This window comes from Ensifer sp. B1-9 (genome assembly GCF_050474445.1).
In the GTDB taxonomy this organism is placed as follows: domain Bacteria; phylum Pseudomonadota; class Alphaproteobacteria; order Rhizobiales; family Rhizobiaceae; genus Ensifer.
On sequence record NZ_JBCHVG010000001.1, the window covers coordinates 1 to 17,961 of the forward strand.

The 17,961-nt window shown below is 61.5% G+C and carries 19 protein-coding genes and 1 tRNA gene; 14 read left to right on the forward strand and 6 right to left on the reverse strand.

All coding sequences use genetic code 11. From position 1 onward, the window contains the following. On the forward strand, positions 1–980 hold a 980-nt coding region (gene tdh, locus ACQ5BM_RS00005), incomplete at its 5' end, for an L-threonine 3-dehydrogenase (protein ID WP_429806323.1). Between the two features lie 36 nt (positions 981–1,016). On the opposite strand, the gene ACQ5BM_RS00010 is transcribed toward tdh, so the two are convergent. Beyond that, a complete protein-coding gene (locus tag ACQ5BM_RS00010) occupies positions 1,017–1,475 on the reverse strand; it encodes a hypothetical protein (RefSeq protein WP_429806325.1) in 459 nt (152 codons plus the stop codon). 681 nt (positions 1,476–2,156) lie between these two features. On the opposite strand from ACQ5BM_RS00010, the gene rpoD reads away from it, so the two are divergent. Beyond that, the gene (gene rpoD, locus ACQ5BM_RS00015; protein ID WP_429806327.1) at positions 2,157–4,214 is read left to right on the forward strand and encodes an RNA polymerase sigma factor RpoD; all 2,058 of its coding nucleotides are present in this window, start codon (positions 2,157–2,159) and stop codon (positions 4,212–4,214) included. A gap of 234 nt (positions 4,215–4,448) precedes the next feature. Then, positions 4,449–4,742 carry a GYD domain-containing protein gene (locus ACQ5BM_RS00020; protein ID WP_429806328.1) on the forward strand — a complete coding sequence of 98 codons (294 nt, stop codon included), beginning with the start codon at positions 4,449–4,451 and terminating at the stop codon, positions 4,740–4,742. A gap of 27 nt (positions 4,743–4,769) precedes the next feature. On the opposite strand, the gene ACQ5BM_RS00025 is transcribed toward ACQ5BM_RS00020, so the two are convergent. Further along, a complete protein-coding gene (locus ACQ5BM_RS00025) occupies positions 4,770–5,585 on the reverse strand; it encodes a DUF2066 domain-containing protein (RefSeq protein WP_429806330.1) in 816 nt (271 codons plus the stop codon). Positions 5,586–5,672: 87 nt separating this feature from the next. On the opposite strand from ACQ5BM_RS00025, the gene ACQ5BM_RS00030 reads away from it, so the two are divergent. Further along, positions 5,673–6,242 carry a hypothetical protein gene (locus ACQ5BM_RS00030; RefSeq protein ID WP_429806332.1) on the forward strand — a complete coding sequence of 190 codons (570 nt, stop codon included), beginning with the start codon at positions 5,673–5,675 and terminating at the stop codon, positions 6,240–6,242. Positions 6,243–6,291: 49 nt separating this feature from the next. On the opposite strand, the gene ACQ5BM_RS00035 is transcribed toward ACQ5BM_RS00030, so the two are convergent. Next, positions 6,292–6,744, reverse strand: coding sequence for a VOC family protein (locus tag ACQ5BM_RS00035; RefSeq protein WP_429806334.1), 453 nt, complete (start codon positions 6,742–6,744; stop codon positions 6,292–6,294). 151 nt (positions 6,745–6,895) lie between these two features. Between ACQ5BM_RS00035 and ACQ5BM_RS00040 the strand changes: the two genes are divergently transcribed. The 5 genes from ACQ5BM_RS00040 (at position 6,896) to ACQ5BM_RS00060 (ending at position 9,587) form a co-directional block, all read left to right on the forward strand. Beyond that, positions 6,896–7,249, forward strand: coding sequence for a DUF1428 domain-containing protein (locus ACQ5BM_RS00040; protein ID WP_429806336.1), 354 nt, complete (start codon positions 6,896–6,898; stop codon positions 7,247–7,249). A 228-nt stretch (positions 7,250–7,477) separates the two neighbouring features. Beyond that, entirely contained in the window at positions 7,478–7,900 is a 423-nt protein-coding gene (locus ACQ5BM_RS00045; RefSeq protein ID WP_429806338.1) for a secondary thiamine-phosphate synthase enzyme YjbQ, read from the forward strand. 107 nt (positions 7,901–8,007) lie between these two features. Then, positions 8,008–8,427, forward strand: coding sequence for a ketosteroid isomerase-related protein (locus ACQ5BM_RS00050; protein WP_429806340.1), 420 nt, complete (start codon positions 8,008–8,010; stop codon positions 8,425–8,427). A 103-nt stretch (positions 8,428–8,530) separates the two neighbouring features. Further along, positions 8,531–8,836, forward strand: coding sequence for a hypothetical protein (locus tag ACQ5BM_RS00055; RefSeq protein WP_429806342.1), 306 nt, complete (start codon positions 8,531–8,533; stop codon positions 8,834–8,836). 364 nt (positions 8,837–9,200) lie between these two features. Continuing rightward, positions 9,201–9,587, forward strand: a complete 387-nt coding sequence (locus ACQ5BM_RS00060; RefSeq protein WP_429806344.1) for a hypothetical protein — start codon at positions 9,201–9,203, stop codon at positions 9,585–9,587. Between the two features lie 620 nt (positions 9,588–10,207). Here ACQ5BM_RS00060 and ACQ5BM_RS00065 read toward each other — a convergent pair. Next, positions 10,208–10,948, reverse strand: a complete 741-nt coding sequence (locus tag ACQ5BM_RS00065; protein WP_429806346.1) for an SIMPL domain-containing protein — start codon at positions 10,946–10,948, stop codon at positions 10,208–10,210. Positions 10,949–11,205: 257 nt separating this feature from the next. Here ACQ5BM_RS00065 and ACQ5BM_RS00070 point away from each other — a divergent pair. From ACQ5BM_RS00070 to ACQ5BM_RS00090, 5 genes are all read left to right on the forward strand, one after another. After that, positions 11,206–11,281: transfer RNA gene (locus ACQ5BM_RS00070), tRNA-Ile, on the forward strand. A gap of 118 nt (positions 11,282–11,399) precedes the next feature. Continuing rightward, positions 11,400–11,858, forward strand: coding sequence for a hypothetical protein (locus ACQ5BM_RS00075; RefSeq protein WP_429806348.1), 459 nt, complete (start codon positions 11,400–11,402; stop codon positions 11,856–11,858). Positions 11,859–12,058: 200 nt separating this feature from the next. After that, positions 12,059–13,930 (forward strand): ATP-dependent nuclease, encoded by a 1,872-nt coding sequence (locus tag ACQ5BM_RS00080; RefSeq protein WP_429806350.1) that lies wholly within the window; start codon positions 12,059–12,061, stop codon positions 13,928–13,930. 1,139 nt (positions 13,931–15,069) lie between these two features. Continuing rightward, positions 15,070–15,423 carry a hypothetical protein gene (locus tag ACQ5BM_RS00085; RefSeq protein ID WP_429806352.1) on the forward strand — a complete coding sequence of 118 codons (354 nt, stop codon included), beginning with the start codon at positions 15,070–15,072 and terminating at the stop codon, positions 15,421–15,423. Between the two features lie 168 nt (positions 15,424–15,591). Further along, a complete protein-coding gene (locus ACQ5BM_RS00090; protein ID WP_429806354.1) occupies positions 15,592–16,608 on the forward strand; it encodes a glycoside hydrolase family 26 protein in 1,017 nt (338 codons plus the stop codon). 224 nt (positions 16,609–16,832) lie between these two features. Here ACQ5BM_RS00090 and ACQ5BM_RS00095 read toward each other — a convergent pair whose 3' ends face one another. Both ACQ5BM_RS00095 and ACQ5BM_RS00100 read right to left on the reverse strand, forming a co-directional pair. Beyond that, positions 16,833–17,072, reverse strand: coding sequence for a DUF982 domain-containing protein (locus ACQ5BM_RS00095; RefSeq protein ID WP_173517321.1), 240 nt, complete (start codon positions 17,070–17,072; stop codon positions 16,833–16,835). 128 nt (positions 17,073–17,200) lie between these two features. Beyond that, positions 17,201–17,911 (reverse strand): GntR family transcriptional regulator, encoded by a 711-nt coding sequence (locus ACQ5BM_RS00100; protein WP_429806356.1) that lies wholly within the window; start codon positions 17,909–17,911, stop codon positions 17,201–17,203. Positions 17,912–17,961: the final 50 nt, after the last annotated feature.

Sequence of the window (17,961 nt, forward strand, 5' to 3'; positions counted from 1 at the left end):
TGGAGCGCGTGCCGGTGCCGGAGATCGGCCCGAACGACGTCTTGATCAAGGTCAAGAAATCGGCGATCTGCGGCACCGACGTGCACATCTGGAACTGGGACCAGTGGGCGCAGAAGACGATACCGGTACCGATGGTGGTCGGCCATGAGTTCATGGGCGAGATCGCCGCGGTCGGCTCGGCCGTTACCAAATACCATGTCGGCGAACGGGTGTCGGGCGAGGGGCATATCGTCTGCGGCAAGTGCCGCAACTGCCGCGCCGGCCGCGGGCATCTGTGCCGCAACACGCTCGGCGTCGGCGTCAACCGGCCGGGCTCGTTCGGCGAGTTCGTTTGCCTGCCGGAATACAACGTCGTGCCGATCCCGGACGACGTGCCCGATGAGATCGCCGCGATCTTCGATCCGTTCGGCAATGCCGTGCACACGGCGCTGTCCTTCGATCTCGTCGGCGAGGACGTGCTCGTCACCGGCGCCGGGCCGATCGGCATCATGGGGGCGCTGGTCGCCAAGCGCTCCGGCGCCCGCAAGGTGGTCATCACCGACATCAACCCGACACGGCTGGCGCTCGCGAGAAGCGTCGGCATCGACCATGTCGTCGACGCCTCGAAGGAAAACCTTGCCGACGTGATGAAGGCGATCGGCATGACCGAGGGGTTCGACGTCGGGCTGGAGATGTCCGGTGCCGCCCCGGCCTTCCGCGACATGATCGACAAGATGAACAATGGCGGCAAGATCGCCATCCTCGGCATCGCGCCGGCCGGCTTCGAGATCGACTGGAACAAGGTGATCTTCAAGATGCTCAACCTCAAGGGCATCTACGGCCGCGAGATGTTCGAGACCTGGTACAAGATGATCGCCTTCGTGCAGGGCGGCCTCGACCTGTCGCCGGTCATCACCCACCGCATCACGATCGACGAATTCCGCGACGGTTTCGAGGCCATGCGCTCCGGCAACTCCGGCAAGGTCGTCATGGACTGGTGAGCCTTATGGGCCGTCGTGCACGTGATGCGCGGCGGCTCAGTTGGCGAGGCCGAACTGGATCTCGATCTCGTGGTAGCGGGCGCCCTGGCCCGCCCAGCGATGATAGATCTCGCGGCTTTCGCCGGAGAAATTGTGCCTGCTCATCTCGATCTCCTCGACGAGCGGCGCGTAGCCCTGGGTGAAAAGGCTGCGCATCGGCCCCTGATGCAGGGCGGACGCGACCATGATCGGCGCCAGTTCTATCAGTTCGAGCTCGCCGCGATAGTTCTCGCCGCCCGTCACCGGGCGGCAGATGCGCCAGTCGAACCGGGTCTTGGCGTTTTTCGGCAGGTTCTGCGCGATGAAGATCCAGGGCCCGGCGGGCGCCATTCCGGCGCGCTCAATCTCTGCTTCGATGACAGGCGCCAGTGCGGCGCTTTCATCTTTGACGTCGGGAATGGTGAGGCGCCGTGCGATCGATAGCACGCGCATGGCGTCGGTTTCCTTGATGAGCATCTGAGCCTCCATAAATCGGCGGCGAAGGTCGTCTGCGATCGGGTCGGGCGCAAGCAAGAATCCGGAATAAACTTGCGAACTTTCGGCAGAAACGGGTCGTTCGGGAAATTGTTTTGCGTGCGCGTCGCCACTCCGCCCCTCGCTTGCCTGGAGGCGCTGCCTGTCGGAATTCGATCTGGAGGCGGCCAAGATCGTCAAATGCGACGGCCGTTCGGTTGGGCAACAAAGGGAAGATGGAGCCCTGGTTGCGGGTGCGGATATGGCACAACGGGACCTTGCCGATTAAATTCCCGGTACCCTTGTCTTTTGGCGGGCAGCGCCTACATCTTCAGCGGAAGCTGATAAACCCCAAAAAGCGATAGGAACGGCGATTTTTGCCGAATCAGCCGGTTTTTCAGCGGAAATGCTTGACGGGATCGAAAATTATGGGAATCACCATTTCCGAATAAGAAATGGCGAAGTGACACGGCGGTTAGGGAATCATGCCAGAGGCGTTTCAGTGGCAGGACTGTCGGAGCTTGCCCGCTTGCCACGATCGCACTCGTGGTTAAACAGGAATTAAACATCATCCCGTTACGTCAGGGGAAATGATTCGGTGGCGGGTACGCGGCGTGCCCGAACCTTCGAGCGGCATTGGCACCGGACTTAACGCCGGTTGCGACAAGGAAAGCGACGAACTAAATGGCAACCAAAGTCAAAGAAAACGAAGAAGCCGACGTAGAACGCGAAGGTGCTCCGGACGGTCCGCTTCTCGATCTTTCCGACGACGCTGTCAAGAAGATGATCAAGGCCGCCAAGAAGCGCGGCTACGTGACGATGGACGAGTTGAACTCCGTCCTTCCGTCCGAGGAAGTCACCTCCGAACAGATCGAAGACACGATGGCGATGCTGTCCGACATGGGCATCAACGTGATCGAGGACGAGGAAGCCGAAGAGGCGGCCGGTGGCGGTGACGACGAGGCCGGCGATGACGACGGCGACAGCGAAGGCGGCGAACTCGCGCCTTCCGGCGGCACGGCGCTCGCGACCAGCAAGAAGAAGGAACCGACCGATCGTACCGACGATCCGGTCCGCATGTACCTGCGCGAAATGGGCTCGGTCGAGCTCCTGTCCCGCGAAGGCGAAATCGCGATTGCCAAGCGCATCGAGGCTGGCCGCGAAACGATGATCGCCGGTCTCTGCGAGAGCCCGCTGACCTTCCAGGCGCTGATCATCTGGCGCGACGAACTGAACGAAGGCCAGACGCTGCTGCGCGAGATCATCGATCTCGAAACCACCTATTCCGGTCCCGAGGCCAAGGCTGCACCGCAGTTCCAGAGCCCGGAAAAGATCGAGGCCGACCGCAAGGCTGCCGAGGAAAAGGAAAAGACCCGCAAGGTGCGCACGGCCGCCAACGACGACGACATCACCAATGTCGGCGGCGATGCCATGCCGGTCGAGGAGGAAGAGGAAGACGACGACGAGTCGAACCTCTCGCTCGCCGCCATGGAAGCGGAACTGCGCCCGCAGGTCATGGAAACCCTCGACATCATCGCCGAGACCTACAAGAAGCTGCGCAAGCTGCAGGACCAGCAGGTGGAAGCCCGTCTTGCTGCCACCGGCACGCTTTCGCCCGCCCAGGAGCGCCGCTACAAGGAGCTCAAGGACGAGCTGATCAAGGCGGTCAAGTCGCTGTCGCTCAACCAGAACCGCGTCGACAGCCTGGTCGAGCAGCTCTACGACATCTCCAAGCGGCTGATGCAGAACGAAGGCCGCCTGCTGCGGCTTGCCGAATCCTATGGCGTCAAGCGCGACTCGTTCCTGGAGCAGTATTCGGGCGCCGAACTCGACCCGAACTGGATGAAGTCGATCAGCAACCTCGCCGGCAAGGGCTGGAAGGAATTCGCCAAGAGCGAAAACCAGACGATCCGCGACATTCGCCAGGAGATCCAGAATCTCGCCACCGAAACCGGCATCTCGATCGCCGAGTTCCGCCGTATCGTCTCCATGGTGCAGAAGGGCGAGCGCGAAGCGCGCATCGCCAAGAAGGAAATGGTCGAAGCGAACCTGCGCCTCGTCATCTCCATCGCCAAGAAGTACACCAACCGCGGCCTGCAGTTCCTCGATCTGATCCAGGAAGGCAATATCGGCCTGATGAAGGCGGTCGACAAGTTCGAATACCGCCGCGGCTACAAGTTCTCGACCTACGCCACCTGGTGGATCCGTCAGGCGATCACCCGGTCGATCGCCGATCAGGCCCGCACGATCCGTATTCCGGTGCACATGATCGAGACGATCAACAAGATCGTCCGCACCTCTCGCCAGATGCTGCACGAGATCGGCCGCGAGCCGACGCCGGAAGAACTGGCCGAAAAGCTCGCCATGCCGCTCGAAAAGGTCCGCAAGGTCCTGAAGATCGCCAAGGAGCCGATCTCGCTCGAAACGCCTGTTGGTGACGAAGAGGATTCGCACCTCGGCGATTTCATCGAGGACAAGAACGCGCTGCTGCCGATCGATGCCGCCATCCAGGCAAACCTGCGCGAGACGACGACCCGCGTTCTCGCCTCGCTGACGCCGCGCGAAGAGCGCGTGCTGCGCATGCGCTTTGGCATCGGCATGAACACCGACCACACGCTCGAAGAGGTTGGACAGCAGTTCTCGGTCACCCGCGAACGTATCCGCCAGATCGAAGCGAAGGCGCTTCGCAAGCTCAAGCATCCGAGCCGCTCCAGGAAGCTCAGAAGCTTCCTCGACAGCTAAGCAAGCTGCGCTTGTTCCTCGCTAAAGTCGGGCAACATTGAAAATCAGAAAGGCCGGGCCATGTGTCCGGCTTTTTCGTTTCTGCCTCACCCCGTTTCTGCCTAACCCATGTGATTTATTGTGAGGCTCTGCGCCCAGGAGTATATTCGCGCTTTCGGAGCAATTGGGGCGCCTCGTCTAAGACGCGGGAGCAATCGCACCGCGGGCGTGAAGCGTGCCCCGTGGAGGTGTAGGATGACCACTTATGTCATGCTCCTCAACTGGACCGAGCAGGGTATCAAGAATGTGCGCGAGTCTCCGAAGCGGCTCGACGCGGCAAGACAGGTGCTCGGTGAGATGGGCGGCTCCTTCAAGCATTTCTTCCTGACCATGGGTGACTACGACATGGTGGCCGTCGTGGAGGCGCCGGATGACGCGGTCGCCGCGCGCTTCGCGCTGACGCTCGGCATGGCCGGCAATGTGCGCTCGACCACACTCAAGGCGTTTCCCGAGGCGGCCTATCGCGAACTGATTGCCTCGCTCGGATAGGCTGAAGGGCAGGGACAGCGGAAGTGCTCAGGGCGACCCGTTTCCGGAGAGGAGGCGGGCCGCACCGCGTAGCGCGTTGCGAAAAGCGTCGTCGAAGCTGACGCCGCTGATTTGCCACGCGTGACTTTTGCCGTTCGACGCCATCCGCCAGTTGGCGATCCAGCCGCGGGCTTGGTCGGACCAGGCCAGTGTGCCGGCAAGCGTCACATCCCCCTTGCCGAGCACCGCGAGCCTGGCGAATTTTTCCGGGTTCGCTTGCGATATCGCGGCAAAGTCCAGCGCTCCACCGGCGACGGCCGCCCTGTCCGGCAGGATGACGGAAAGCGCCAGCGGTGCCGCGGCCGCGCGGAGCGAGTCGGCCATGTAGGGGCTTTCGTCGCCGTCGCTCGCCAGAACGAAACGGCGTTTCTGATCCTTAACTGCCAGCAAAACGGTGATCACCGGGCGAGGTTCAAGCCATGGCTTTCGTCCGAGCTTTGCAAGAAGCGGGTCGAGCGTCGCCGGGTCGTAGCGGCAGATGAGATCATGCGGGCGGTCGTGAGTGCCCTGTTCGTCATGGATCGGAACGCCTTCGAGCCGGTCGCGGTAGGAAAAGGACGAGACGAAGCTGCCGGCTTCCGCCTCGAGCGCGGCGAAGCCGGGCGCGTCGAGGATCGTCGGATCACCCGACAGCTTGACCAAAACTTCACTCAGGCACGCGCGAAAGCCGATCTGCCGGTTGACCTCGCCGGTGCCGGTGACAATGGCATCGCTTAGATAAAGCCGTCCGATGTCGGCGGCATTTGCCGCACCGCCAAGGCTCACGGCAAACAGCATCGGCAGCAGCACTTGTGACTTCGTCATGCCGTTCTCCCGATCGTTTGTCTTTGAATCAAAAGAGATCCTTAACGTTTACACTTTATCAATCTCTCGGAAACCCGAGGTTCTACGATGCGTTGTGTTTTTGTCGTCGTCCTCCTGTTGCTGGCCGGCTGCGGAACGGTGCCGAGAGACACCCGGAATGCCTGCGCGGTTTTCGAGCAGCGAGATGGCCTATTCAACAATTGGCGCCGTGCCGCCTACAGCGCCGAGCGCGAATATGGCGTGCCCGTGCCGATCCTGATGGCGACGATCTATACCGAGTCCGGCTTCCGCCATAATGCGCGGCCGCCGCGCACCAAGCTTTTCGGCTTCATTCCCTGGACGCGCGTTTCAACCGCCTACGGCTACTCCCAGGCGCTTGATGGCACCTGGGCGCGCTACCAGAGCGAGACCGGCCGCTGGGCGGCGCGACGCTCGGACTTCGGCGACGCCATCCGCTTCATCGCCTGGTACCATCGCGAAAGCGCACAACAGAACGGCATCGCGCTCAACGACGCCTACCGGCTCTATATCGCCTATTACCACGGCCACGCCGGCTACGCCCGCGGCAACTGGAGCGAGACGGCCAAGACCGGAGCGAAACGGGCGGCCGGCATTGCCTCGGTCTATAGCCAGCAACTGCGCGGCTGCGGGAGCTGACCAGCTCCACGGACCGAGCACCTGTTGCACCGCGCGGGTGGGAATGGCGCTAACCCGCCGCTGCCCGCTCGAGCTCGGCGACATCGATCTTGACCATGCCCATCATCGCCTGCTGGGCGCGGGCAGCGCGTGCCGGATCGGGATCGCTAAGGTGCCGCATCAGCGCGTCGGGAATGATCTGCCAGGCAAGGCCGAACTTGTCCTTCAGCCAGCCGCAACGCTGCGGCGTGCCGCCTTCGAGCAATCGGTTCCAATAATAGTCGACCTCCGTCTGGTCGGCGCAGCGCACGAAAAACGATACCGCCTCGCTGAACTTGAAATGCGGGCCGCCGTTCAAGCCCATGAAATGCTGCCCCTCGAGTTCGAAGCTTGCGGTGAAGGCCTTGCCATCGGGGCCCTTGTTGATGTCGGTGACGCGGGCGTCGCGAAAGATGGAGGTGTAGAAGCCGATGGCATCCTCCAGTTGGTCGTCGAACCAGAGAAAGGGCGTGATCTTCTGCATGGATATGTCTCCCGTGGTCATTGGTACCAACGAGGACGAATGGGCGACGCCCGTTCCGACAGGCGCCGCCTGAAAAAAATCGAAGGGGGTGTCGGAACCTTTGCGCCCCGAACGTCCTATGCTGGTCGAAAGAACCAAGGAGGATTTCTCAATGACCTATGTCGATGGTTTTATTGTTGCCGTGCCGAAGGCGAATATCGAGGCGTACAAGGCGATGGCCAAGGCGGCGGGCGACGTCTGGATGGAATATGGCGCGCTCTCCTACAACGAATGCCTGGCAGACGACGTGCCCTATGGCGAGGTGACGTCCTTCCCCCGCGCGGTGCAGGCCAAGGACGACGAGACGGTGGTCTTCTCGTGGATCGCCTACAAGTCCCGCGCCGACCGCGACACGATCGTCGCCAAGGTGATGGCTGACCCGCGGCTGCAGGGCGATGCCTGGAAGGAAGTCTTCGACGGCAAGCGCATGATTTACGGCGGCTTCCAGACCTTTCTCGAGATGTAGCCGGCGCATGGCGCTTTTCTTGCGACGGACTGCCTTGGACCGGGAACGGTCCGGGGATAGAAGCGTTGGGCAAATCAACGTGTTGCACCTGCCTATTGCATGTTGCCTTTAATCGTTGCCGATTAAGGGACAAAACATGCAGCATTTCAAAGTGCTACAGCGGCTTTTGCGCGTCTGATAGACACGCGCCGCCGTAGCAGCGGGTGCAGCTTTCCGTCGGAGATCGATATGCCGCAGACGAGCATCACCATTTCCACGCGCGGCCAGGGGCTCTACGAATTCACCGACGAGGCGGCCGCCTTCGTGCGGGCCAACACGGACGGCGAGGGGCTTTTGACCGTTTTCGCCCGGCACACGTCCTGCTCGCTTCTCATCCAGGAAAACGCCGACCCGGATGTGAGGCGCGACCTCGACACCTTCTTCCGCCGCCTGGTGCCGCCGTCCTCCGATCCCTCGATGAGCTGGGTCGTGCACACACAGGAGGGGCCGGATGACATGCCGGCGCATATCAAAGCAGCGCTGACGTCGGTTTCGCTCGGCATTCCCGTTGCCCGTGGTCGCATGGCGCTCGGCACCTGGCAGGGGATCTATCTCTTCGAACATCGCGACCGGCCGCACCGCCGCGAGGTCGTGCTGCACCTTGGCGCTTGACCGCCGTCCGATGGATGCAACACGGCGCAATTGACCGCAGCGGGATCCGTTCTAGTTAGAGCTTTGAGATCAGCGGGGCTCTCGCGCGGCGCCGGAGAGGAGCAGCAATGACGGATGCACAGACCATTGCCAATCGCTTCATCGAAGCGCTGAACCAGCGTGATTTCGAGGCGCTGGCGCGGCTTGTCCATGAGGATATCGAGCTTGATTCGATGACCGGCCAGCGCACCGTCGGCGCCGGGCCCTTGCGCGCCTGGCTGATGAACTATCTGCGCCGTTTCGACGAGCAGTTCGGCGACGTCGTGCTGATGCGCGACGCCTTCGGCCAGCGCGTGGCGGCGGACCTGACGGCGCGTGGCACCTACCGCGAGACGATGGAGGGCTTCCCGGCCGCATCGGGCCAGGGCTATTCCATTCCGAGCGTGCTCGTCTTCGAGATCGAGGACGGCGTCATTACCCGCCTCAGCCACTATCGCAACATCCGCGTCTTCGAGCGCCTGCTCGCCGGCGGACCTTCCGGCGGATAAGCGGGAGGACGGGGGCCGGGGATGACGCCGCCCTGCGACCCGCCTATCGTATGCTGGCGGTTGCAGGCCGGGTTCTTGTTTCGCGTTGATCGGGAGATGATGCATGAAAGCCATGCTTCGCAATTCGGTTCTGGGCGTTGCGCTCGCCGTGACGAGTTTCGTGACCCTGCCGGCGGAGGCTGCGGCCCCGATGCCGGTGCCGATGGTCGACCGTACGGATGTCGATCTCGTCCGCCACCGCGGCTACTGTTCGTCACGCGAGGCGTTGCGCAGGGCCTGGCGTCTCGGCTTTCACCGCGCCCGCGTCGAGCGCGTCACGCATTCGCGCGTTGTCGTCGTCGGCTGGCGCCGCGGTTTCCTGAGCCGGGTCGTTTTCGCCAACGCCTATGGCTGCCCGCGGATCGGCTGATCGCGCGCTTGGGGCCAGCAAATCCCGGGTGGTTTTCGGGCGCGGCCGGCGACGGCTGCACTCGATCTGTCAAACAGGGGAAGCGTCGGCGAGATGAATGTCCGGCAGTGTCCAACACGGTGTGCCGGTGCCTCCGCCTTTAGAAATTCAGCGTTATCAAAATGTTACAGCGTTCCCGCTTTGCTGGGTGCAACCTGCCGCGCGCCGAATCTCGCCGGAGGCGAGCATCGGGAATCACGCACCGGCTATCTGAACCTTCCATGAATACCAGGTTCCGCTGTCGTTCAGCTTGGGCCACCTATCCTCTGCTCAATCGCTTGGGACGGTGATTGCCCATTGAACCCTTCAAGCCTGGAGAGATGTCATGAAGAACCGCTTTTTTAACGCTGCTGCCGCCGCCGTCATCGGATTGACCGGCCTGCTTGGCGCAGCCTCCACCGCCTCGGCGGACTCGATCGAATTCGGCTTCGGCCCGGCTGACGGCATCGACGTGCAGTACCGCGACTATAACGGCGGCTATGGCGACGAGCGTGATTGGAACCGTGGCCGCGACCGCCACTGGGATCGGGGTCGCCGCGGCCGCTGCGCGCCGTGGATCGCCGTCGACAAGGCACGCGACCACGGCCTGCGTCGCGCCTATGTCGCCGACGTCACGCCGCGCCGCGTCGTCGTCGAGGGCCGCCGCCACGGCTACCGCCAGACGATCGTCTTCGCCAATGCCCGCGGCTGCCCGACGATCGGCCGCTGGTAAGCTCCGATCCTGAGATCTTCCCGCCTTGTCTCCCCCGGCCGGCGGAAGAATGGCCCCTCATGCTTCGGCATGGGGGGCTTTTTCGTTTGTGAGAAATCGGATCGTGCTCGCAACGTGCACTCCGAGACCGTCCCCGACGCCGTTTGTCTCGGGGGAAGGCTTCTGCTCACGGGCATCCTTGGGTTCGACCTCAGAACCTGTGTCGACAGCGGCCAGAATATGGATCCTGGCCTCACGTGTTCGGTCCGGGGGGACACCTGACAGGTGTTCGGGGAGATAGCGGACACATCACGGGCTGGATTTGGTCTTGAGGAGATCGGTCCCTGGCAAGAGGTGTCGATGAGAGCGTCGGGCCGCCGCAGCCACGGCAGCGGCCGGCTTCGCAGCTTCCGCCAGGGTTCGCGGACCGGCATCTACAGCGCCGCGCGTCCTATCAGACGCGCAAACGTCGCTGTAGCACTTTGATTTGCTGCATGTCTTCGTCCTTAAATCGAGGTCGATTCAAGGAGACATGCAGGAAGCCTGCCGCCCAAAACACATCGCCCCCGGCGCCGATCTCCGGCACCGGGGGCGAGAAGGGTGAGAGCCCGCACGGGTCGCGGCGGGCTTGCAAGTCAGTCTTACTGCTTGATTTCGAAGGTCACGTTGACCATCACGTTGTAGCTGTTCTCGCCGGTTGCAACCGGCACGGCGTCGGCGGCATATTCCTTGGCCATGCCGGCGCGCATCATCGGGACCGGCTCGGGGCGGTAACCCTGTTCGCTGATGTTGACGACCTTGCCGAGCGAAACGCCGGCGGCTTCGGCGAGAACTTTCGCCTTGACGATGGCATCGGCAACGGCGGCCTTGCGCGCCTCGGTAATGATGGGTTCCGGCTTGTCGTTGGTGAACTGGATGCCGCCGCCCTGGTTGACGCCGAGGGTGACCGACTTGTCGACGATTTCGCCGAGCTTGGTGAGATCGCGCACGCGTACGCTGACGCCGTTTATCACCTGGTAGCCGATCAGCTCCGGCGGGCGATTGCCGCCATCATTGTTGGTCGGGTAGTTGTATTGCGGGTTCACCGAAAAGCCGCTCGTCTGCAGGTCGCGATCGGCAATGCCGTCGGCCCTCAACGCCTTCAGCACCTCGGCCATGGTCTTGTTGTTGGCGTCGAGCGCTTCGCGGGCGGTCTTGGCGTCCTTGACGACGCTGAGTTGCAGGACCGCCATGTCAGGCGCGGCCGTCGCGCGACCTTCGCCGGCAACGACGATGGTTGCCTTGTCCTTGTCCGACTCCTCAGCCTGAGCGGCGGCCACGCCGGCAAAAGCGGCGGCGAAGGCGGCGATCGAAAGCGTGCGGGCAGTGCGTGTGGAAATCATGGTCTATGTCTCTCCGGTTGTTCCGTCCCTGCGCCTTCATGCTTAGCGATTGTGTGAGCATTGCGGCAATGGCTTGTCCGCAAAAAGGTTTTCCGCTAGAGCCTTTGCCATCCGCGAACTGCCATTGGTTCGCGAAGCTGGATCGCTGCAGCGCCACACGTTTTATCTGAGACGGGAACGGTCGCTGCAGCACTTAGAGTTGCTGCATGTCTCATCCTCGGATCATTGCGATTTGAGGAAGCCTGCAGATCCAGAGTGGGCCTGTAGCTCAATGGTTAGAGCCGGCGGCTCATAACCGCTTGGTTGGGGGTTCGAGTCCCTCCGGGCCCACCAAAATATAATGATTTCAATTAGTTATATGGTGGTTATCCAGTTAGGTTAGCCAAAGGGTTAGCCAACGGCATTTACCCCCATTCAATCGGCGCTGTATCTGCGGTAGTCGACCGGCTTTTTGAGTCTTGGGGGCAGATCCCACTTCTCGGGCAGCGAGGATGGGACGCCGCCAACGTTTTGGCCCATCTCTCTCGTTCCCGGTGCGGTCGGCCGGCTGCTGCTGGCGGCGAGGAAAGGTGATGCCTTCGTCTATGTCGGTGGTTGCGGTACCGGCTGGAACTATCAGGAATCTGCAATGCTCCGCGAGGTCCTAAACGCGATACCGGCCGAGCAGCCAGCGGTCGCACTCACTCGCAAGGGAGCGTTTTTTGCCCGTCCAATGCTCGTTGCCGACATCGAGTATCGCGCATGGACGCAAGACGGGAAGCTGCGGCATCCTTCCTTCAAAGGCGTTCGCGAGATGGAAGAGCCGTCGGAGGTCTATGAGATCCGTCCGGCCAATGGTGAGACACGAGCGCCAAAAAAGATAACGAAACGACGATCTGCCGGCATGTCCCGCAAAACGGCAAGCGGTTGATTTTGGCCGCTTACCTTGCTTCGGCATGGGGCACCATTCAAGGTGGTCTTAGCCTGCGACGACGGCGGAACTGAATTGAGGCTTTCCCGTCTGGCTTAGTTCGTCACCAAATAGCGATCATTGAACGTGCCTTTGCGAAAACCTCTCATGATGTACTACACAAAGGAGGGTACTTTTATTGGTTGTAACTGGGGGGGCGCATGATCACCGAAGAAAACCAACAAGCATGGCCTATTAGGGTCAACATCGCGTTGCTGGGCGAAGCGGAAGCGTCAGCGGTGGTTGAAATCCGGCCCGGAATAACGACCTTGGTTGGGCCAAACGGTAGCGGCAAAACTCGGGCCCTTCGCGCGATTAAGATTGCTTTGAGAAGCGCCAGTGCGTTGAGCGGCCGCCGCAAAGTACACTTCCTCGCTGCCGGACGCAGTAGTCCGCTCGAAGCTTATCGTGCCGCAATCGACTCTCCGGGCGCGTCCAGGAGTTCCGACGCAGCGGTGGGCCACATCTCGTACCGAGGGAAGTGGTGGGAACTGGAAAGCATGACGGGCAGCCTGCTTGCCCTCGACAGCCGCGCGGATCTGCGTCTGAAAGTTGAGGCGCGCCTGCAACAGTTGTTCGATCGAAGCGTGCATCTTTCTTGGTCTCAAGAGGGCCTTAACGTTCGCATTTCTCCGATGTCCGGAGGTGCTCGCTATGCCGCCAATTACGAAGCCAGTGGAATCCTTCAGCTCGTCGCTCTACTCGCCGCCATTCACAACGACGAAATCGGCGCTCTGTTGATCGATGAGCCCGAAATTTCGCTGCATCCACAGCACCAGGCCTTCTTACTTGAAGAGATGGAAAATGTTGCCGGCGACCCCTCCGATCCAACGCGGAAGGTGATTGTAATAGCCACCCACTCAGCGTCTCTGTTGCCGCTGCGGAACATAAAACAACTGCCATCTGTGGTCTTTTTCAACTCGGTCAGTCAACCACCGATGCAAGTTGCTGCTGATGCCGAAATCCTAAAGCGGACCAAACTGGCGGCGATGGTGGCGCGTCTCGGCGCCACCCATCGGACTGCGATGTTTGCCGAGCGAGTGCTGCTCGTTGAGGGACCTAGCGACGAAATCATCGCAACGCAGCTTGCGCGTCGGTTGGATCTGCGGCTTCTCGCTCGGAATGCTCAAGTACTGCCCCTTACTGGAAAGGGTGAGTTTGCCGAAGCCGCCAAGCTGTTTCGTTTGATGAATAAACAGGTCGCGTTGCTGGCCGACCTTGATGCGCTCGCAGATGACAGCGGTCTTGTGAAATACTTCAGCGATCTGCCCGAGGCTGTCGAGCTTGCCAACAACCGCGGGCGTTCGAATCTCGCAGATCTCGATGGTGATTTGCGGAATGCTATCGCCACGTTCATGGACAAGCATCGTGCTACCGTTGACGAGGCAGCGCGTACTTATCCTGATTGGTCGAGCAAGGAGTCAAGTGAGCTCTCAAGGCTCCGGGTGACTTTAGCACGCGTGCTAAACGATCCGGCAAGCTTTGGCGGTGCAGCAGCCGCCAAAGCCGTCAGCTTATCTACCCAATATGGCGTATTGCTCGATGCACTTGCGGAGTTAGGATGCTTTTTTCTGCGGCGAGGCGCGATTGAGAACTACTATCGAACGACGGCGAAAGAGCGCGGCAAGCCCGATCTTGCCGCTGTGGAAGCAGCAGGATTCGATGCAAGCGCTCCCGAGGACCTGAAGCGAGACTACGCGAACGTCGTAGCAGCGCTGCTGCATGTCGCACCGAACCAGCGCGTCGACGAGGATCGACTGCTGCGCCCAAAGCTAGGCGCGGTATTGAGTGCAGCGTTTCTTGGAATGGATCGGGAAAGTTCGGATGCGCAGCTAAACACAATCGCCGCAACAACTATCGGGGCCGATGCCGAAGTTTTTCGATTGTGCAATCGTTCTGGAGAGGAGTTGAGAATCGAGGTCCAGATGGCTTCGGCATTGTTCCCTCGCGATACTTTCCCCTTTGAAGTCGGGCCAAGCGACAACCCCAACATCATCGTACCTAAAAAATTGCCTGGTATCGGGAAGGCCTAACCAGCGGGTGCAGTTTCTGGGATTCTCCGGCAACGAAATTGAGGGGTCGAAGGTTCGGTACGCTTTCTCGAATATTGCCCTTCTGCGGACCGTTTGCGGACCGTTTCAATGGACAGAATGAGAACAAATTAGAACGGAGGGGGACCGCTTAGCCCGGAAAACATGGGTTTTCGCGAAGCCTCCTCCGTTCGGGACGTGGGGGTTCTCACGCAACGTGCCGGCGGATCGAGAAGCGGGGGATGACGTGAGACGGTCCAGGCGCTACCATTCTTACGGTTCGCCAAAAACCGAGAACATTCGTCGAACCGCGTTGGCTAACTGTTTCGATAGCCCATTGATTTCGTTTGATCTTCGCAGGCTCGGGACCCACCATTTTTGTCCGTCACCACATCGTGGACCGCCTCGATTTCACAATCTGGGCGTTGGAAACATCAATGATGTTGAATGCGCCGCGTGAGCGGTGGGCGCCCGGTTTGGCCGAGCAAATAGTGCCTTACGATTGCGAGGCGTGTCAGCCTGGTCCGGCGCGTTGCTGTCCCGCCCGCTTGGCGCTGACCAAAAAAATGCCCGCAGGACGCGGGCAGTTTTGGAGTGGGCGCATACGCTCAAACATGTTGCGCCTGGCACCAAGGTGGCTGCCAGAGGTCAACGAACTGTAAATGCGCGGTGGCTAAAAATGAGGAATGGGGCGGTACTAGCGTTCCGATACCGTGCCGCTTGACCGGTCGGCGCGGTGGATGGGGCGGCTTTGCCGGCGATTTTCCGCTTTCGCTCGAAATTTTTCCGTATGAACCATTCGGCGATGCCGCTCCCGCATCCACCACCGGGCGTGGTGGCCGGCGGAGTGGGCGGGTGGCTGATGGCGGGCGGGTTCGCCTTCGTGCCTGCTATCAGGCAAGCGTTTGGTTTTCCTGTTTTGTCTTGCCGATCCTCGTGCCGACGCGCGAGCGCGGTGCGCGGCCAATCGCCAGCCGCATTGGCACTTGGGTCCGTGCCCTTGGCTGCAACTTCCGGAAGAATTCACTAAGAAAGAAAGTATTAATTTAAGCAATTTATAATGGAGTAGGGGTTGAACATTGCCGTCATATAGCCCAAAGGACGCACCGGGCGGTCGTGGCCGCTAATTCGAAAGGATGCTTATGCGAGATAAGACCGCATGTGCCGGCGCGCGCCGCACCACCATTTCGGGTTTCAAGTATCTCGTACCGACCGCTTCCATTCTTGGCCTTCTGCTGCTTTCCGCCGGCTGCTCGTCGACGGTGATCGGTGAAACGCCGCTGTTCGCCTCGAGCCATTCCAGCGCCTATGCCAGCCCTTCGGTGAAGCTCCGCAAGGAGGAGAAGCAGTTGCGGGTCGCCGAGGCCGATGAAGATGTGGTCGCGCCGCAGCCCGTGCGGAAGAGCACGGCCGCCTATCTGGGCCGCGCTCCCTATATCTGCTCGCCGAGCGGCTTCGGCCGTACGTCGCACTGCTTCCTGAGAGCGTCGCTCTAACGGGACTGTCTCCTTGCGAGTTTGCGTAATTCCAGGGCTGTGAGGCCGCCGGGGGATCGTCTGGCGATCGGCCGGTTCCCTCTTTGACGGTGACCTTCCGACCGCCGCATGCGTGACGTGTCCGGTTTCATTTGCGACGTCTGCGGACGATCCGCCGGAGAATGTTCGTTGTCTGCCAGAGTTTTGAGATCAGTCCTTGCCGCGGGAACCCTGGCGTTTCTCGCCGTCACCGGAACACCGGCGGCGCGCGCGGATGATCCGGCGGACGGCATCGACCGAAGGCTGACGACGGCGGCGATCGAGCCGCAGGCGAAGGCCGCGACGGAGCGGGCGGTTGCCATCGGCGTCTACGACCCGCACGACGCCGTTGCCGACAGCGACGCGCTGGAGCTCGAACATGTCTTCGTCTACTGGCAGAAGCCGGACCGGGCGCTCTTAAAGCGCAAGATCGCGATCGCCGCGCGGCATGGCCGGGCGCTGATGCTCTCGGTCGAGCCCTATACCCACGCCGCCGACTGGCGTGCCGGCAGCGAGAGGCTCTTTGCCGATATCGGCAAGGGCCGGTTCGATCGCGAGATTGGCGACGTCTGCGCCCGGGCCGCGGCCTTCGAAGGCCCGGTCTATGTGCGCTGGGGCCACGAGATGGAGGATCCCGATGGCCGCTATCCCTGGGCCCGCCGCGACAAGGACGGCTACAAGACGGCATTCCGCTATTTCGTGGCGAGATGCCGGGAGCTCGCGCCCAAGGTGCGGTTCGTCTGGTCGCCGAAGGGTCAGCGCAATCTCGCCGGCTATTATCCGGGCGACGATGTCGTCGATATCGTCGGCATCCCCGTCTGGGGCCTGCAGAAGATGGACGTCGACTATTGGGGGCGCGAGCGCCGCTTCAGCGAGGCGCTGAACGAAAAATACCAGCGTGTCGCCGGCTTCGGCAAACCGATCATGATCGCCGAACTCGGCGTCTCGGGCTCGGCCGATTACAAGCGCGCCTGGTACAAGGAAATCCTCGATCAGCGGACCTATCGGCGGGCTTTTCCGCTGCTGACCACCGTCGTGTTCTTCAACGACAAGGAGCCCTACAAGTGGCCGCTCGACTATGGCTCGCCGGACTGGCGGCTCGACAAGGAAGCGCTGAAGGCGCTTGCCGGCCGTCAGACGAAGGAAGCGGCCGAACTCACCGACTGATCGTCTGTTTCATTCGTCAAAATGCAGTGGCTTGGGGATCTGCGGCGCCCTAGTGCATGACTCCTTAAATCGATCTCGATTTAAGGACAAAGACATGCAGCAAATCAAAGTGCTGCAGCGACCTTTGCACGTCTGGCAAGACGCGCGGCGCTGTGGGGCGATGCGCCGATCGTCCTTCGGCGCATCGTGAGAGACTGGTCCACGGGACCTTGGGGATTTCCGCGTCAGGTCAAAAGCAGGCCCGATTCGCGGGCAGCCGCCGCAAAGCAGCGGCTGGCCCGTTCGGTACTCGTCAATCCGTCCAGCGCGTCCAGGCAGCGCCTGAGAGCCGCGCGATACTCCCGCCCGCGACGCCCCGGCCATTGCCGCAGCAACTCGACGGCTTCGAAGACCGTTCTGACGACGGTCTGCCGTTTTGCGGATAGTCGGAGGGGGATGGGAGTGGCGAAGAATTTCTCGCTCATTTGCTTTCCTCGTTCTCAGTCTTTTTCGAGCGCGAGGCCAACGCTGTCGTGCGGGAATGGTTCCGCGGGATCGCCGACTTTTTTCGGCACATAACCCTTTTGTGATTCCCGGGGCGCTGGAGCGGATTCTAAAGTTCGAGTGCAGCCTTGAGGTCGGTCGATTTGTGGGTGCGAAGGTCGAGGTCGGCTTCGATGTGGTCGATATGATGGATCATCAGTCTGGCGGCCGCGTCGATGTCGCCGCGTTCCAGCGCGTTGACGATCTCGTCGTGTTCGCTGTGGCCGCAGCTCGAAACGGTCGACTGGCCGTAGAGCGCGATGACGAGCGACGAGCGGGCGACGAGCTCGTCCATGAAGCGGCGGAGAATGGCGTTGCCGCTGAGGTCGGCGAGCGCCAGGTGAAAGTCGCCCGACGCCTTGATCTCGGCGCGCCTGGCCGAATGGCCGCGCTGTTCGGTTAGCTGCCGTTCGGCAGCAAGCATGCGCCGGAGCTCGGCGAGCTCGGTCTTGCCGATATTCACCGCTGCGGCGCGCACGATACCGGGCTCGATCAGCCGGCGGGTTGCGAAGATCTGGCGTGCCTCGTCAATCGAGGGATGGGCGACGAAGGCGCCACGGTTCTTCTCGACATTGACGAGGCCTTCATAGGAAAGCGCTTGAAGGGCTGCGCGCACCAATGTGCGGCTGACATTGAAGAGTTCGCCGACATCGCTTTCCGAAAGCTTGGTGCCAGGCGCAAGCCGCCGTTCGACGATCGCATCGCGCAACGTATCGCGGATATGCTGGCTGCCGGTGTCTGTGGCCATCTCGGCCGGTGGGGGCGTAGTGGTCAAGGACATGAATCGATCCGCGAAGCAATGGTTCATCTTATCGTCGGGCGGGGCGAAGG

Bases quoted from the DNA above. Each gene is read 5' to 3' on its own strand.
- ACQ5BM_RS00010 (WP_429806325.1), bottom strand. From the start codon at position 1,475: ATGCTCATCAAGGAAACCGACGCCATGCGCGTGCTATCGATCGCACGG.
- rpoD (WP_429806327.1), top strand. From the start codon at position 2,157: ATGGCAACCAAAGTCAAAGAAAACGAAGAAGCCGACGTAGAACGCGAA.
- ACQ5BM_RS00020 (WP_429806328.1), top strand. From the start codon at position 4,449: ATGACCACTTATGTCATGCTCCTCAACTGGACCGAGCAGGGTATCAAG.
- ACQ5BM_RS00025 (WP_429806330.1), bottom strand. From the start codon at position 5,585: ATGACGAAGTCACAAGTGCTGCTGCCGATGCTGTTTGCCGTGAGCCTT.
- ACQ5BM_RS00030 (WP_429806332.1), top strand. From the start codon at position 5,673: ATGCGTTGTGTTTTTGTCGTCGTCCTCCTGTTGCTGGCCGGCTGCGGA.
- ACQ5BM_RS00035 (WP_429806334.1), bottom strand. From the start codon at position 6,744: ATGCAGAAGATCACGCCCTTTCTCTGGTTCGACGACCAACTGGAGGAT.
- ACQ5BM_RS00040 (WP_429806336.1), top strand. From the start codon at position 6,896: ATGACCTATGTCGATGGTTTTATTGTTGCCGTGCCGAAGGCGAATATC.
- ACQ5BM_RS00045 (WP_429806338.1), top strand. From the start codon at position 7,478: ATGCCGCAGACGAGCATCACCATTTCCACGCGCGGCCAGGGGCTCTAC.
- ACQ5BM_RS00050 (WP_429806340.1), top strand. From the start codon at position 8,008: ATGACGGATGCACAGACCATTGCCAATCGCTTCATCGAAGCGCTGAAC.
- ACQ5BM_RS00055 (WP_429806342.1), top strand. From the start codon at position 8,531: ATGAAAGCCATGCTTCGCAATTCGGTTCTGGGCGTTGCGCTCGCCGTG.
- ACQ5BM_RS00060 (WP_429806344.1), top strand. From the start codon at position 9,201: ATGAAGAACCGCTTTTTTAACGCTGCTGCCGCCGCCGTCATCGGATTG.
- ACQ5BM_RS00065 (WP_429806346.1), bottom strand. From the start codon at position 10,948: ATGATTTCCACACGCACTGCCCGCACGCTTTCGATCGCCGCCTTCGCC.
- ACQ5BM_RS00080 (WP_429806350.1), top strand. From the start codon at position 12,059: ATGATCACCGAAGAAAACCAACAAGCATGGCCTATTAGGGTCAACATC.
- ACQ5BM_RS00085 (WP_429806352.1), top strand. From the start codon at position 15,070: ATGCGAGATAAGACCGCATGTGCCGGCGCGCGCCGCACCACCATTTCG.
- ACQ5BM_RS00095 (WP_173517321.1), bottom strand. From the start codon at position 17,072: ATGAGCGAGAAATTCTTCGCCACTCCCATCCCCCTCCGACTATCCGCA.
- ACQ5BM_RS00100 (WP_429806356.1), bottom strand. From the start codon at position 17,911: ATGTCCTTGACCACTACGCCCCCACCGGCCGAGATGGCCACAGACACC.